The organism is Hylemonella sp. P2_B10, from assembly GCF_056404875.1.
Window position 1 is genome coordinate 556,317 of record NZ_JBFUDE010000001.1, and the last position, 13,339, is coordinate 569,655.

Here is a 13,339-nt window from a genome sequence, read left to right on the forward strand (position 1 = left end):
CACAACATGAGTTCCCCCGCGAAAGTTATTTTTGACACCGACCCAGGCGTCGACGACGCCATGGCGCTGTATTACGCGCTGGCGCATCCGGCCATCGATGTCATTGGCATCACCACCACCTTCGGCAACGTCTATGTGGAGCAAGCCGCCACCAATGCGCTGTACCTGACGGCCATCGCCGGGCGCGACATTCCGGTCACCAAAGGCGTGAAAACACCCTGGATCAAGACCAGCGGCACGCCACCCGACTTTATCCACGGCGCCGACGGCCTGGGCAACCTGGTCTCGCGCATGGCCACGCACAACCAGCTGGACCCGCGGGCGGCGGCGCAATTCATCGTCGACACGGCGCGCGCCCATCCGGGCGAGATCACGCTGGTGGCGGTGGGCCCCATGGGCAACCTGGCGCTGGCACTGAAGCTGGAGCCCGAGCTGCCCCGGCTGCTGAAAGAGGTCATCTTGATGGCCGGCACCATTGTGGAGCCCGGCAACGTGTCGCCGGTGGCCGAGGCCAATGTGTGGAACGACCCGCACGCCGCCGACCTGGTGTTCACCGCCGGCTGGAAGCTGACCATGGTGGGCCTGGACGTGACCCACCAGGTCATCGTGCCGCTGGCCCTGGTGCAGCAGGTGGCCAACAAGCACCAGCACATCGCCACCGATACGCTGCTGCATGCGGTCACGTTCTATGCCGGCTTTTACAGCGACCTGTACGAGCACGTGGCCGCCATACAAGGCTGCTTCGGCCATGACGTGTTGGCCTTCATCTACCTGACCAACCCCGAGTTGTTCAAGCTGCAAAGTGGCCGCATACGGGTCGAGGTGGAAGGCATTGCCCACGGCCAGACCATGATGGACCGCAAGGGCATCACCTACGCCCAGGCCGGCTGGGAAGCCGACGTGCCGCTGACCCAGGTGTGCATGGAGGTGGACGCGCCGGCTTGCATACGCGTGTTCGAACAGGCGCTGATGAGCGACTGGCTCCGGCATTGAAGAGATTTCACAAGATCCAAGAGGCGCAGCACCATGCAACTCCCCATCGTTGACTATCGCAGCCCCAACGCCGCCCAGGCGTTTTGCCAAAGCCTGCACGAGACCGGTTTCGGCGTGCTGGCCAACCACCCGCTGGACCAGAACCTGGTGGAGGGCATCTACCGCGAATGGTTGGACTTCTTCGACACCGACGTCAAGTACGAGTACACAGCCAAGGGCGACGCCGGCTCGGACGGCTACTTCCCGCCCTCCATCTCGGAAACCGCCAAGAACCACGCCCACCGGGACTTGAAGGAGTTCTTCCACATCTATCCCGATGGCCAGTACCCCACGAACCTGTCGGACGCGGCGCGCCGCTACTACGCGGCGGGTTCGGCATTGGCCGCCGAACTGCTGGGTTGGGTGGAGGACAACTCGCCGCCCGACATCAAGGCACGCTATTCGATGCCGCTGCCCAAGATGATAGAAGGCTGCGAGCGCACGCTGCTGCGCGTGTTGCGCTATCCGCCGCTGACCGGCAAGGAGGAGCCCGGCGCGCTGCGCGCCGCGCCGCATGGCGACATCAACCTGCTGACGCTGCTGCCGGCCGCCAACGAGCCGGGCCTGCAGGTGCTGGGCAAGGACGGCAGCTGGAACGACGTGCCCTGCGACTTCGGCCTGTTGATCGTCAACACCGGCGACATGCTGGAAGAGGCCTCCGGGCACTATTACCCGTCCACCGTGCACCGGGTGCTGAACCCCACCGGCGAGGGGCGTTTCAAGTCGCGCATATCGCTGCCGCTGTTCCTGCATCCGCGCCGCGAGGTGGTGCTGTCGGAGCGCCACACCGTGCAAAGCTATTTTGATGAGCGCATGCGCGAGCTGCGCTCCAACGGCTGAACCTGCTCACCAAGAAAAAGAACCACCATGCCGCTGACCCGCCCCGCCCTCGCCCGCGCTATGCTGTTGGCCGTCGCAACAGCCGCCACCCTGAGCGCCGGCGCGCAAACCACCGCGCCCGCCCGCTCGGTGGCCGACATCCTGAAGGATTCCAAACCCACCGATTGGCGGCCGCTGGACCCGCAGAACACGCTGGTGATGGAGTTCAAGGGCGGGCAGGTCATCATCGAGCTCGCGCCGCGTTTCGCACCTCAGAGTGCCGCCAACATCCGCACGCTGGCACGCGAGGGCTTCTACAGCAAGTCTTCGGTGATCCGCGTGCAAGACAACTACGTCACCCAGTGGGGCGACCCCAACGACGAAGACAAGGCCAAGGCGCTGCCACTGGGCAGCGCCAAGACCAAGGTACCCGCAGAGTTCTCGGTCAGCTACAAGGACCTGCCCATCACCAAACTGGCCGATACCGACGAATGGGCCGCGGTAACCGGCTTCGTCGACGGCATGCCCGCAGCCGCCAACCCGGCCAAGGACCAGGCCTGGCTGCCACACTGCTACGGCGTGGTGGGCGTGGCGCGCGGCACCGAGGCCGACAGCGGTACCGGCGTCAGCCTGTACGTCATCATCGGCCAGGCACCGCGCCGGCTGGACCTGAACATCACCACCGTGGGGCGCGTGCTCAAAGGCATGGAGTTGCTTTCGGCGCTGCCGCGCGGCACCGGCAACCTGGGCTTTTACGACAAGCCCGAGCAGCACATCCCACTGGGCCGCACCCGGCTGCTGGCGGACATTCCCGCTGCTGAACGCCCGGCGCTGGAGGTGATGCGCACCGACACGCCCGCATTTGCCGCTGTGGTGGAAGCCGGACGCAACCCGGCCAGCGACTGGTTTGTCTACAAGCCCGGGCACACCAATGTGTGCAATGTCAACGTGCCCACCCGCACGCCGCCGGCCAAGCCCTGACGGCCCTTCCTTCCAGACGGGCCCCACATGCTCAAAGCCGCCAAGCACCAACTCGCCGTGCTGGGTTCGGTGGCAGTCTCCACGCTGGCGCTGTGGCGCGGCACCCGGGTCAGGCGGGCGGCGCAACAACCCGCGCAACCACTGAAACTGTATGACCGCGAGGGTGACCCCGACTGCCGACTGGTGCGTGAAGCCCTGACAGCGCTGGGCCTGGACGCGCAGATCTACCCCTGCCCCCTGGGCGGCCAACGCTTTGGCGCCGAGTTGCTGCGCCTGGGCGGCCAGCCCTCGCCGCCGCTGCTGGTGGACGCCAACAGCGACACACGCCTGCACCGGCCGGATGACATCATCGCCTACCTGTTTCAGACCTATGGTGGCGGCGCGGTACCGGCCGACTACCAGGCGCATCCCGGGGCCAGCGCTGCCAGCCTGGTGGGCAAGCTGGTACGCGGCGAACGCGGGCAGCAGGCCCGGCCGTCGAAGTCGCCCAAGAAGCTGTTGGACCTGTGGAGTTTTGAGTCCAGCCCTTATTCGCGCCTGGTGCGCGAACGCCTGACCGAGCTGGAGTTGCCCTACACCCTGCACAACCTGGGCAAGGAGCAATGGGCCGACCTGGGGCCGGCGGCGATGCGCGTCAAGCCCGGCCCCTACCAGCCGAAACAGGGCGGCAAGCGCGAGCAGGTGCTGCAACGGCTTGGCCGGGTGCAACTGCCCTACCTGGAAGACGCCAACACCGGCACACAACTGTTCGAATCAGCCGCCATCATCGACTACCTGGAGCGGCAATATGCCGCCTGACCAGGCGCGTCGACCCTGTCAGGCGTAGTAGCCGGCCACGTAGTCCTCAAAACTGCCCTGTTCGCTGGCCTCCAGGTCGGCCTGGGCCTGCAACGAGGTCTTGGCGCTGTCCACAAACTTGGCCTGCTCCTGCGCATCCAGCGGATCGTTCAGCAACGCCTGCTTGTGCTTTTTGGAGGCTTCCATCACATAGGCGAAGTAACCGCCGGCCGCATGCGAGGCTTCCAGCACCTGAGCCGATGGCGTGGCATCGGGGTGGGTGATGCGCTCGCGCAGTTGGGCCATCACGCTGGTGTAGCGCTGGCCGCCGTAGGCGTTGTCCAGCACCTCGGCAAAAGGCGCCATCTCGTCGAACAACTCGTGCGCCAGCGCGCGGAAAGGTTGTTCGCGGTTGTGCACCCACAGTTGCAGGTCGGGCTGGCGGCCCTGGTTGACCACGCGGCGCTTGTTCTCGTCGTTCTCGGCCTGCTCGCGCGGGGTGATGGGCGGGCTGTCGCGGAACATGCACATCAGCAGCAGCACATCGGCAAACACGCTCTGCTCGGGTGCGATGCCGACGTCGAACATGGGGTTGAGGTCGAACAGGCGCATTTCCACGTACTCCACGCCATAGGTCTGCAAAGCCTTGGCCGGCCGCTCACCGTGCCGGCCCACGCGCTTGGGGCGCATGGCGGCATAGAACTCGTTCTCGATCTGCAGCAGGTTGGCGTTCAACTGCTTCCACGCCCCGCCTTCGCGCACACCCAGCTGCTGGTAGTACGGGTCGGGCGTGCGTATCGCCTGGTCCAGCGCCTGCGCGTACTCGCGCAACGAGTTGAAACTGACGTGCAGGGTGGATTGCGCCCGGTTCTGGTAACCCAGGTCGCTCATGCGCAGGCTGGTGGCGTACGGCCCATACAGGGTGCCCGGCACCAGTTCCCGCAAGTCGGACTTCTGGCCGTGCAGGAAGGTGCTGCACAGCGCGGGCGAGGCGCCAAACAGGTAGGGCACCAGCCAGCCATAGCGCAGGAAGTTGCGTGTCAACCCGAAGTAGCGCTCGCTGATGAACTCCTGCACCGTGCCCCTGGCGCCGGTGCAGTCGCGCAGCGCCGTCCAGAAAGCCTCGGGCAGCGACCAGTTGTAGTGCACCCCGGCGATGGTCTGCATGGAGCGGCCGTAGCGCAGGCTCAGGCCTTCGCGGTACACGTGCTTGAAGCGGGCCTTGTTGGAACTGCCGTAATTGGCGATGGGGATGTCCTGGTCGCGCGTCAGCACGCAGGGCATGGAGCCGGCCCACAGGTACTCGCCATCGAGCTGGCCGACGGTGAAGCGGTGGATGTCGCGCAGGAACTGCAGCGGGAAGTCCGGGCTTTGCGACGGCGGCGTGATGAATTCCAGCAGCGCTTCCGAGTAATCGGTGGTGATCCAGGGGTGCGTCAGCTTGGAGCCCAGCTCGCGCGGGTGCGGCGTGGTGGCCAGCTTGCCGTCGGCGCCCACCCGCAAGGTCTCGCGCTCGAAGCCGCGCGTGATGTCACGCAGCAACTGCGCCTCGCCATTGTGGGAAAACTGCCTGATCGCGTCACAGGCGGTGAATTTCAACATGATGAACGCCGTGTCCCCTGGTTTTAGTCTGGCGAGTGTAAAGAGGAATGCCGGGGCCGGCACCCGCCGTTTTCAAATCAGCCCCGCTGGCGCCGTCCAATGCCGGAACGGCAAGCGCGGGAGGCGGCAACCTGCTATAGACGGCCAGCACGGAACTATATAGCTCAATCGTATATAGGCATTCTCAAAATGTAGTTTGAAATCTAAGGGTAGACCCGTAAAGTTCGGCCCATGCAGGATTTTGCGTTCGTTTTTGCCGGCTTTTTCGTCGGCCTCGTGGTGGGCCTCACCGGCGTCGGTGGCGGCTCGCTGATGACGCCCATCCTGATCTTCTTTTTTGGCGTCAAGCCCTACCTGGCGGTGGGCACTGACCTGCTGTTTGCCAGCTTTACCAAACTGGGCGGCACGCTGAACCTGGCACGCCAGCGTATGGTCAGCTGGCGCGTGGTGGCCCAGTTGTCGGCCGGCAGCATACCGGCCGCGCTGCTGACGCTGTACGCGCTGCGCCAGCTGGGCACCACCAGCGCGCTGGTGCAGACCATCATGACCACCACGCTGGGCGTGGCCCTGCTGCTGACCGCCGCCGCCACGTTGTACAAGGCACTGCGCGGCAAAGCCGCCCCGCGCCAGATCCTGCCGGGCCAGGAAGCCCAGGCCACCACGCCGCGCCACTGGAGCCTGCCGCTGCTGTTTGGCGCGCTGATCGGCACGCTGGTGACGCTGACCTCGGTAGGCGCAGGCGCCATCGGCGTCACCGTGCTGCTGCTGCTGTACCCGCTGCTGCCGCTGCCGCGCATCGTCGCTGCCGACATTGCCTACGCCGTGCCGCTGACGCTGGTGGCCGGTCTGGGCCACGCCTCGCTGGGTTCGGTGGACTGGGGCCTGCTGGCCCGGCTGCTGGCCGGCTCGCTGCCTGGCATCTGGCTGGGTTCACGTCTGGTGCACCGCATCCCCGAGCGCGCCATACGCGGCCTGCTGTCGCTGTTGCTGGCCTATGCCGGCGTGAAGCTCATTGCCATCTGACCATCATGAAACTTTGCGGGACAGACCAAGAAATTGCGGAGCAATTTTTGCTCTGTCCTCAACTGACTAAGAACTGACCACCATGTACCAGTACACCGAGTTCGACAAACAGTTCGTCAAGAGCCGCGCCGCCCAGTACCGCGACCAGTTGGAGCGCAACCTGGCCGGCACCTTGAGTGATGACGAATTCCGACCGCTGCGGCTGCAAAACGGCTGGTACGTGCAGCGGTATGCGCCCATGCTGCGCATCGCCGTGCCTTATGGCGAGATCTCCAGCGCCCAATTGCGCGTGCTGGCCCGCATCGCCCGCGACTACGACCAGCCCAGCGCCGAGGTCTATGGCAAGGCCATCGCCACCCAGGGCAAGTTGGGCACCACCGACATGCCCACCGGCTACGGCCATTTCTCCACGCGGCAGAACGTGCAGTTCAACTGGATCCCGCTGGTCAAAAGCGCCGACGTGATGGAGCTGCTGGCCAGCGTGAACATGCACGGCATACAGACCAGCGGCAACACCATACGCAACATCACCAGCGACGCGCTGGCCGGCATCGCCGTGGACGAGGTGGCCGACCCGCGGCCGCTGGCCGAGATCATCCGCCAGTGGAGCACGCTGCACCCCGAATTCGCTTTCCTGCCGCGCAAGTTCAAGATCGCCATCACCGGCGCCGCCGAAGACCGTGCGGCCACGCCGTGGCATGACGTCGGCCTGCACTTGCTGCGCAACGAGACCGGTGAACTGGGCCTCAAGGTGCTGGTGGGCGGCGGCATGGGCCGCACGCCGGTGATCGCCAGCACCATCCGCGAATTCCTGCCCTGGAACCAGGTGCTGAACTACCTGGAAGCCATCGTGCGCGTGTACAACCGCTGGGGCCGGCGCGACAACATGTACAAGGCGCGCATCAAGATCCTGGTGAAGGCCGAAGGTGAGCGCTTCGTCAGCGAAGTGGAGACCGAATACGCCGAAATCATCGCGCACGACGGCGGCCAGCACACCATCACGCAGGCCGAGCTGGACCGCGTGGCGGCCTCCTTCGTGCCGCCGACGCTGGAAAAGACCGGCGCCAGTGGTGAGATGGGCGTGGTCAACCTGCTGCGCGAGGCCTCGGACGACAACCTGGACTACCAGCGCTGGCTGAAGCGCAACGTGGCGCCGCACAAGAACCCGACGCTGCGCGCGGTGACGCTGTCCTTCAAGCGGCTGAAGCAGGCCCCCGGCGACGCCACCGGCGAGCAACTGGACGCGGTGGCCGAGCTGGCCGAGCAGTTCAGCGCTGGCGAGGCGCGCGTCACCCACGACCAGAACCTGCTGTTGCCCTGGGTACAACAACACCAGTTGCCCGCGCTGTGGCAGGCCGCCAAAAAACTGGGCCTGGCGCGCGCCAACGTGGGCCTGCTGACCGACATGATCGCCTGCCCGGGCGGTGACTTCTGCGCGCTGGCCAACGCACGCTCCCTGCCGCTGGCGGCGGCCATCACCGAGCGTTACCAGGACATGGACGAGCTGCACGACCTGGGCGAGATTGACCTGCACATCAGCGGTTGCATCAACTCCTGCGGCCACCACCACAGCGGCCACATCGGCATCCTGGGCGTGGACAAGGACGGCAAAGAGTGGTACCAGGTGACGCTGGGCGGCTCCGACGGCTCCACCCTGAGCGGGGCGGCCACGCCCGGCAAGGTGGTGGGCCCGTCGTTTTCCGCCGCCGAAGTGCCCGACGTGATCGAGGCCGTGCTGGACACCTACAAGAGCGAACGCCAGGCTGGCGAGGCCTTCATTGCCACCCTGCGCCGCGTCGGCGCCGACCCCTTCAAGACCGCCGCCAACCGGGTGCGCCATGCCGCCCCGGCCGAAGCCTGAAAAGCCGAGCTCACCATGCAACAAACCCTGAAACTGATAACGCACGACCAGCACCAGGCCGACGAAAGCGCCGAAGGCAACCCCCAGGTGCTGGCCCTGGCCAATGACGTGGACCCGCGTGGCGTGGCGCTTGCCGGCGTGACCCGGGTCGACCTGAGCTTTCCGAAATTCAGCGATGGCCGTGCTTTCAGCCAGGCTTTCCTGCTGCGCCGCCGCCTGGGCTTTGCTGGCGAGATACGCGCGGTGGGCGACGTGCTGGTGGACCAGTTGGTGCAGATGCAGCGCACCGGTTTTGATGCCGCCGTGCTGCGCGCCGACCAGGACCGCGCCGCCGCCGAGCACCAGTTCAGCCACTTCGCCAGCTACTACCAGGGCGATGCGGCCACCACCCAGCCCCATTTCGCGAAGGCCGCCTGATGTCCTCTGCCACCCCCTCTTCGGCCATCAGCCTGCACGCCCGCGCCTCGAAGGAATTCGAGGTCAAGCTGGCCCGCACCACCACGCTGCTGCAACAGATTGCCGCAGAACACGCGCGCGCGCCGGGCGCCACCCAGCCGGCCGTGACGCTGGCCTCCAGCCTGGGCGCCGAGGACATGGTGCTGGCCCATCTGGTCAACCACCTGGAACTGGACGTCAGCATCTTCGTGCTGGAGACCGGCATGCTGCACAAGGAAACGCTGGCGCTGCTGGAACAGCTGCAAGCCACGTCCAAGGTGCCGGTGGAGGTGTTCAAGCCGGTGCAGGAGTCCGTCATCCAGTTCGTCAGCCGCGAAGGCAAGGACGCCATGTACAAGAGCGTGCCGCTGCGCAAGGGCTGCTGCCAGATCCGCAAGGTGGAGCCGCTGGCGCGCGCGCTGGCCGGCAAAACAGCCTGGATCACCGGGCTGCGCCGTGAGCAGTCCAACGCCCGGGCCGAGGTGCCTGCCAGAGACGACAGCGACCCGGCGCGCGCCAAGTACAACCCGCTGGCCGACTGGACCTGGGGCGATGTCTGGCACTTCATCGCCATCAACCAGGTGGCCTACAACCCCTTGCACGACCAGTTCTACCCCAGCATAGGCTGCGAGCCCTGCACCCGCGCCATCAGCCTGGGCGAGGATTTCCGCGCCGGCCGCTGGTGGTGGGAGGACGAGGCCGCGAAGGAATGCGGCCTGCATGTGCGCGACGACCACGCCGCCGCCCCGGTCTCCAGCCTGATCCGCCCCCACAACAACGAAGTGACCCCCGCATGAACGCCCGCACCGAGCCCGACCTGCTGCAACACGCGGCACCTGCGCACCTGAGCAACGACCACCTGGACGCGCTGGAAGAAGAGACCATCTTCATCCTGCGCGAGGTGGCCGCCGCCTTCGAGCGCCCCGCGCTGCTGTTTTCCGGCGGCAAGGATTCGCTGGTGCTGCTGAAATGCGCGGAAAAGGCCTTCGGCGTCGGCCGCATCCCCTACCCGCTGCTGATGATCGACACCGGCCACAACTTTCCCGAGGTGACGGACTTCCGCGATTTCCGCGCCCAGGAATTGCAAGCCGAGTTGATCGTGCGCAACGTGGAAGACTCCATGAAGCGTGGCACGGTTCGCCTGGCGCACCCGCTGGAATCGCGCAACGTACACCAGTCGGTAACGCTGCTGGAAGCGATCGAAGAGTTCCGCTTCGACGCGCTGATCGGCGGTGCCCGCCGCGACGAGGAAAAGGCGCGCGCCAAGGAGCGCATCTTTTCGCACCGGGACAGCTTCGGCCAGTGGCAACCCAAGGACCAGCGGCCTGAGCTGTGGACACTGTTCAACACCCGGCTGCAGCCGGGCGAGCATTTCCGCGTCTTCCCGATCTCCAACTGGACCGAACTGGATGTGTGGCAATACATCGAGCGCGAGCAGATCGCCCTGCCCTCCATTTACTACACGCACCAGCGCGAGGTGGTGGAGCGCAAGGGCCTGCTGGTGCCGGTGACCGGATTGACGCCCCCCAGGGATGGCGAACAGGTGGTGACGCGCGACGTGCGCTTCCGCACGGTGGGCGACATCACCTGCACCTGCCCGGTGGAGAGCACGGCCGCCAACGCGGCCGACGTGGTGCTGGAGACGCTGTCGGTAGACGTCAGCGAACGCGGCGCCACCCGCATGGACGACAAGACTTCCGAAGCCTCGATGGAAAAACGCAAGAAAGACGGTTACTTCTGATGAGCGCAGCCCTCAAATTCATCACCTGCGGCTCGGTCGACGACGGCAAGAGCACGCTGATCGGCCGCCTGCTGGTGGACAGCCGCGCCGTGCTGCAAGACCAGCTGGCCAGCGTCTCCAAGAGCGGCGAGGCCGACCTGGCGCTGTTCACCGACGGCTTGAGCGCCGAGCGCGAGCAAGGCATCACCATCGACGTGGCCTACCGCTACTTCAACACCGCGCAGCGCAAGTTCATCATCGGCGACGCACCGGGCCATGAGCAGTACACCCGCAACATGGTCACCGCCGCCAGCAGCGCCGACGCCGCCGTGGTGCTGGTGGATGCCACCAAGCTGGCCTGGCAAACGCCCGGTTTGAAGCTGCTGCCGCAAACCCGCCGCCATGCACTGCTGGTGAACCTGCTGCGCGTGCCCTCCATCGTGTTCGCTGTCAACAAGCTGGACGCGGTGGAAGATGCCGCCAAGCCCGACACCGAGGGCAACGCCGCCGTCGCCTTTGCCAACATCAGCCATGCCTTGCAGGCGTTTGCCCAGGCCGCCGGCATCACGGTAGCCGGCATCATCCCGATTTCGGCGCTGAAGGGCCACAACGTGGTGGAAGCGACGGCCGGCTGGTGCAACTACAGCGGCGAGAGTCTGCTGCAGCTGCTGGAAAAGTTGCCCGCCACACCGGAGGAAACGGATCTGGCCTTCAGCTTCCCGGTGCAGTGGGTGGAAAAATTCTCGGCCAGCAGCGACACCACGCAAGGCCGGCGCGTCTTCTGGGGCCGGGTGGCCACCGGCAACGCCAAGCCAGGCCAGCAGGTCAAGGTGCTGCCCAGCGGACAGACCGCGACCATCGCCCAGGTGCTGAACCACGCACGCACGCCCAAAGACGTGGCCGCCGGCCATGGCGCCGGCATAGCTCTGGACCGCGAGGTGGACGTGTCGCGCGGCGACTGGCTGCTGGCGGTGGACGCCGAGGGTCGTTCGCTCACACCGGGCCGCGAGCTGCGCGCCACCGTGGCCTGGATGGACGACGAACCGCTGGTGGCCGGCCGTGTGTACTGGGCGCTGCATGGCCACCGCTGGGTCAAGGCCAAGATCAAGCGCGTGGTGCACAAGCTGGACATCAACACCCTGGCCGAGCAGGACGCCAGCCAGCTGGAAGCCAATGCCATCGGCCACATCGAACTGGCCTTGCAAGAGCCCGTGGCCACCTTGCCGTTCGCGCAGTCGCGCCTGCTGGGCTCGCTGGTGCTGGTGGACACCGCCAGCCACCGGACTGCGGGCGCGCTGCTGGTGCTGTGAGTGGCGGCCAGCTTGGCCCGTTGATTTGGCGCAAAGACCCCAGAGCGGCATGCCCCTGAAGGCCGCCGGACGTTGGAAACCCCCTAAAATCAAGGCTTCCCCGGCCGCCCACTCTCGCTCTGGGTGCGCGGCGGGCACGAGACCCCTGTCATCCGACCCATAACAATCCATCAACATGACCCACGTCGTCACCGAAGCCTGCATACGCTGCAAATACACTGATTGTGTGGACGTCTGTCCCGTGGACTGCTTCCGGGAAGGCCCGAACTTCCTGACCATAGACCCCGACGAGTGCATTGACTGCGCCGTGTGCATTCCCGAGTGCCCGGTGAATGCCATCTATGCCGAGGAAGACGTGCCAGCCGACCAGCAGCACATGACGGCGCTGAACGCTGAGTTGGCCAAGCTGGGCAGCTGGAAGAGCATCACCAAACGCAAGACGCCGCCGGCCGACGCCGACGACTGGAAAGACAAGACCGGCAAGCTGGGCGAACTGCAGCGATGACCGAACCGGGCGCGCCCGCCCTCCCTGCCGTCACGGCCGCCACCCTGGCGCGAATAGAAACCGACGCCGTCATCATCGGCGCCGGCCCGGTGGGCCTGTTCCAGGTGTTCGAGCTGGGCTTGCTGGAGATCAAGGCGCACGTGATCGACGCGCTGCCCTACCCCGGCGGCCAGTGCGTGGAGCTGTACCCCGACAAGCCCATCTACGACATCCCCGCCGTGCCGGTGTGCACCGGCCAGGAGTTGACCAACAATCTGCTGAAGCAGATCGAGCCCTTTGGCGCAACCTTCCACTTCGGCCAGGAAGTCAGCACCGTGCAGCGCCAGGACGACGGCCGCTTTTTCATCACCACCGCCAAGGGCCAGGAATTTCTCACCAAAACCGTGTTCATCGCCGCTGGCGTGGGCGCCTTCCAGCCGCGCAAGCTGGCGGTGGAAGGCCTGCAGGCCTTCGAGGGCACGCAGGTGCACTACAGCGTGAAGAAGCCGCAAGTCTTTGCCGACAAGGATCTTGTTGTGGTGGGGGGTGGTGATTCGGCGCTGGACTGGGTGCTGAACTTTGCGCAGGAAGGCCCCAACAAGGCACGCAGCATCACGCTGGTGCATCGCCGCGACAGCTTCCGCGCCGCACCCGCCAGCGTGGCCAAGATGCACGCGCTGCGCGATGCCGGGCAGTTGCGTTTCATCGCCGGCCAGGTAAGCGGCATGCAAGAGCAGGAGGGACACCTGACTGCCGTGCAGATCACCGACACCGAGGGCCAGACCAGCAGCTTGCCGCTGGAGCAGTTGCTGGTGTTCTTCGGCCTCAGCCCACGCCTGGGGCCGATTGCCGACTGGGGTCTGGACATCGAGCGCCGGCAATTGAAAGTGGACACCGAAAAGTTCTCCACCAGCGAGCCGGGTATCTTTGCGGTGGGTGACATCAACACCTACCCGGGCAAGAAGAAGCTGATCTTGAGCGGCTTCCATGAATGCGCTTTGGCCGCCTTCGGCGCCGTGCCCTTCATCTTCCCGGACAAGAAGGTCTTCTTGCAGTACACCACCACCAGCACCAAGCTGCACAAGGTGCTGGGCGTCGAAACACCCACGTTCGACTGAACCGGTTCCGCGCGCGGCCGGCATGCACGGCGGCTGAAAAAGCCGATTTTCAGCCACCCAGCGCCTTGCCGAAATTATGTCGGACTTATTTACAGACACTGTCGGTGTTATTTACTAACACTGCTCAATTATAATAAATACAAATAAAATCAAAGGCTTGTGAGAATTTTTCCTCCT

13 protein-coding genes are annotated in these 13,339 nt (G+C 65.5%); 12 read left to right on the top strand and 1 reads right to left on the bottom strand.

Annotated features, from left to right (window positions below):
- Positions 1 to 6: 6 nt before the first annotated feature.
- Genes AC1DX2_RS02605 through AC1DX2_RS02620 form a run of 4 tightly spaced genes read left to right on the top strand, consistent with a single transcriptional unit; the run spans position 7 to position 3,630 of the window.
- Entirely contained in the window at positions 7 to 993 is a 987-nt protein-coding gene (locus AC1DX2_RS02605; RefSeq protein ID WP_477194722.1) for a nucleoside hydrolase, read from the top strand.
- Between the two features lie 33 nt (positions 994 to 1,026).
- Positions 1,027 to 1,872, top strand: coding sequence for a 2OG-Fe(II) oxygenase family protein (locus AC1DX2_RS02610; protein WP_477194723.1), 846 nt, complete (start codon positions 1,027 to 1,029; stop codon positions 1,870 to 1,872).
- Between the two features lie 60 nt (positions 1,873 to 1,932).
- Positions 1,933 to 2,832 carry a peptidylprolyl isomerase gene (locus AC1DX2_RS02615; RefSeq protein ID WP_477194724.1) on the top strand — a complete coding sequence of 300 codons (900 nt, stop codon included), beginning with the start codon at positions 1,933 to 1,935 and terminating at the stop codon, positions 2,830 to 2,832.
- Positions 2,833 to 2,859: 27 nt separating this feature from the next.
- Positions 2,860 to 3,630, top strand: coding sequence for a glutathione S-transferase N-terminal domain-containing protein (locus AC1DX2_RS02620; protein WP_477194725.1), 771 nt, complete (start codon positions 2,860 to 2,862; stop codon positions 3,628 to 3,630).
- An 18-nt stretch (positions 3,631 to 3,648) separates the two neighbouring features.
- Here the strand turns inward: AC1DX2_RS02620 and gshA are convergent, their stop codons facing one another.
- Complete coding sequence (gene gshA / locus AC1DX2_RS02625; RefSeq protein ID WP_477194726.1) at positions 3,649 to 5,211, bottom strand: glutamate--cysteine ligase; 1,563 nt, start codon at positions 5,209 to 5,211, stop codon at positions 3,649 to 3,651.
- Between the two features lie 231 nt (positions 5,212 to 5,442).
- Between gshA and AC1DX2_RS02630 the strand changes: the two genes are divergently transcribed.
- The 8 genes from AC1DX2_RS02630 (at position 5,443) to AC1DX2_RS02665 (ending at position 13,162) form a co-directional block, all read left to right on the top strand.
- On the top strand, positions 5,443 to 6,234 hold the full coding sequence (locus tag AC1DX2_RS02630) for a sulfite exporter TauE/SafE family protein (RefSeq protein ID WP_477194727.1): 792 nt from the start codon (positions 5,443 to 5,445) through the stop codon (positions 6,232 to 6,234).
- An 82-nt stretch (positions 6,235 to 6,316) separates the two neighbouring features.
- On the top strand, positions 6,317 to 8,095 hold the full coding sequence (locus AC1DX2_RS02635; RefSeq protein WP_477194728.1) for a nitrite/sulfite reductase: 1,779 nt from the start codon (positions 6,317 to 6,319) through the stop codon (positions 8,093 to 8,095).
- A gap of 15 nt (positions 8,096 to 8,110) precedes the next feature.
- The gene (locus AC1DX2_RS02640) at positions 8,111 to 8,512 is read left to right on the top strand and encodes a DUF934 domain-containing protein (protein ID WP_477194729.1); all 402 of its coding nucleotides are present in this window, start codon (positions 8,111 to 8,113) and stop codon (positions 8,510 to 8,512) included.
- Positions 8,512 to 9,327, top strand: coding sequence for a phosphoadenylyl-sulfate reductase (locus tag AC1DX2_RS02645; protein WP_477194730.1), 816 nt, complete (start codon positions 8,512 to 8,514; stop codon positions 9,325 to 9,327). Before AC1DX2_RS02640 ends, AC1DX2_RS02645 begins: the two co-directional genes overlap by 1 nt.
- The gene (gene cysD / locus AC1DX2_RS02650; protein ID WP_477194731.1) at positions 9,324 to 10,271 is read left to right on the top strand and encodes a sulfate adenylyltransferase subunit CysD; all 948 of its coding nucleotides are present in this window, start codon (positions 9,324 to 9,326) and stop codon (positions 10,269 to 10,271) included. Before AC1DX2_RS02645 ends, cysD begins: the two co-directional genes overlap by 4 nt.
- The gene (locus AC1DX2_RS02655; RefSeq protein WP_477194732.1) at positions 10,271 to 11,560 is read left to right on the top strand and encodes a sulfate adenylyltransferase subunit 1; all 1,290 of its coding nucleotides are present in this window, start codon (positions 10,271 to 10,273) and stop codon (positions 11,558 to 11,560) included. Before cysD ends, AC1DX2_RS02655 begins: the two co-directional genes overlap by 1 nt.
- Positions 11,561 to 11,735: 175 nt before the next feature.
- Positions 11,736 to 12,065, top strand: coding sequence for a ferredoxin FdxA (gene fdxA / locus AC1DX2_RS02660; RefSeq protein ID WP_477194733.1), 330 nt, complete (start codon positions 11,736 to 11,738; stop codon positions 12,063 to 12,065).
- Positions 12,062 to 13,162, top strand: coding sequence for an NAD(P)/FAD-dependent oxidoreductase (locus tag AC1DX2_RS02665; protein WP_477194734.1), 1,101 nt, complete (start codon positions 12,062 to 12,064; stop codon positions 13,160 to 13,162). Before fdxA ends, AC1DX2_RS02665 begins: the two co-directional genes overlap by 4 nt.
- Positions 13,163 to 13,339 lie beyond the last annotated feature (177 nt).

Bases quoted from the DNA above. Each gene is read 5' to 3' on its own strand.
- AC1DX2_RS02605 (WP_477194722.1), top strand. From the start codon at position 7: ATGAGTTCCCCCGCGAAAGTTATTTTTGACACCGACCCAGGCGTCGAC.
- AC1DX2_RS02610 (WP_477194723.1), top strand. From the start codon at position 1,027: ATGCAACTCCCCATCGTTGACTATCGCAGCCCCAACGCCGCCCAGGCG.
- AC1DX2_RS02615 (WP_477194724.1), top strand. From the start codon at position 1,933: ATGCTGTTGGCCGTCGCAACAGCCGCCACCCTGAGCGCCGGCGCGCAA.
- AC1DX2_RS02620 (WP_477194725.1), top strand. From the start codon at position 2,860: ATGCTCAAAGCCGCCAAGCACCAACTCGCCGTGCTGGGTTCGGTGGCA.
- gshA (WP_477194726.1), bottom strand. From the start codon at position 5,211: ATGTTGAAATTCACCGCCTGTGACGCGATCAGGCAGTTTTCCCACAAT.
- AC1DX2_RS02630 (WP_477194727.1), top strand. From the start codon at position 5,443: ATGCAGGATTTTGCGTTCGTTTTTGCCGGCTTTTTCGTCGGCCTCGTG.
- AC1DX2_RS02635 (WP_477194728.1), top strand. From the start codon at position 6,317: ATGTACCAGTACACCGAGTTCGACAAACAGTTCGTCAAGAGCCGCGCC.
- AC1DX2_RS02640 (WP_477194729.1), top strand. From the start codon at position 8,111: ATGCAACAAACCCTGAAACTGATAACGCACGACCAGCACCAGGCCGAC.
- AC1DX2_RS02645 (WP_477194730.1), top strand. From the start codon at position 8,512: ATGTCCTCTGCCACCCCCTCTTCGGCCATCAGCCTGCACGCCCGCGCC.
- cysD (WP_477194731.1), top strand. From the start codon at position 9,324: ATGAACGCCCGCACCGAGCCCGACCTGCTGCAACACGCGGCACCTGCG.
- AC1DX2_RS02655 (WP_477194732.1), top strand. From the start codon at position 10,271: ATGAGCGCAGCCCTCAAATTCATCACCTGCGGCTCGGTCGACGACGGC.
- fdxA (WP_477194733.1), top strand. From the start codon at position 11,736: ATGACCCACGTCGTCACCGAAGCCTGCATACGCTGCAAATACACTGAT.
- AC1DX2_RS02665 (WP_477194734.1), top strand. From the start codon at position 12,062: ATGACCGAACCGGGCGCGCCCGCCCTCCCTGCCGTCACGGCCGCCACC.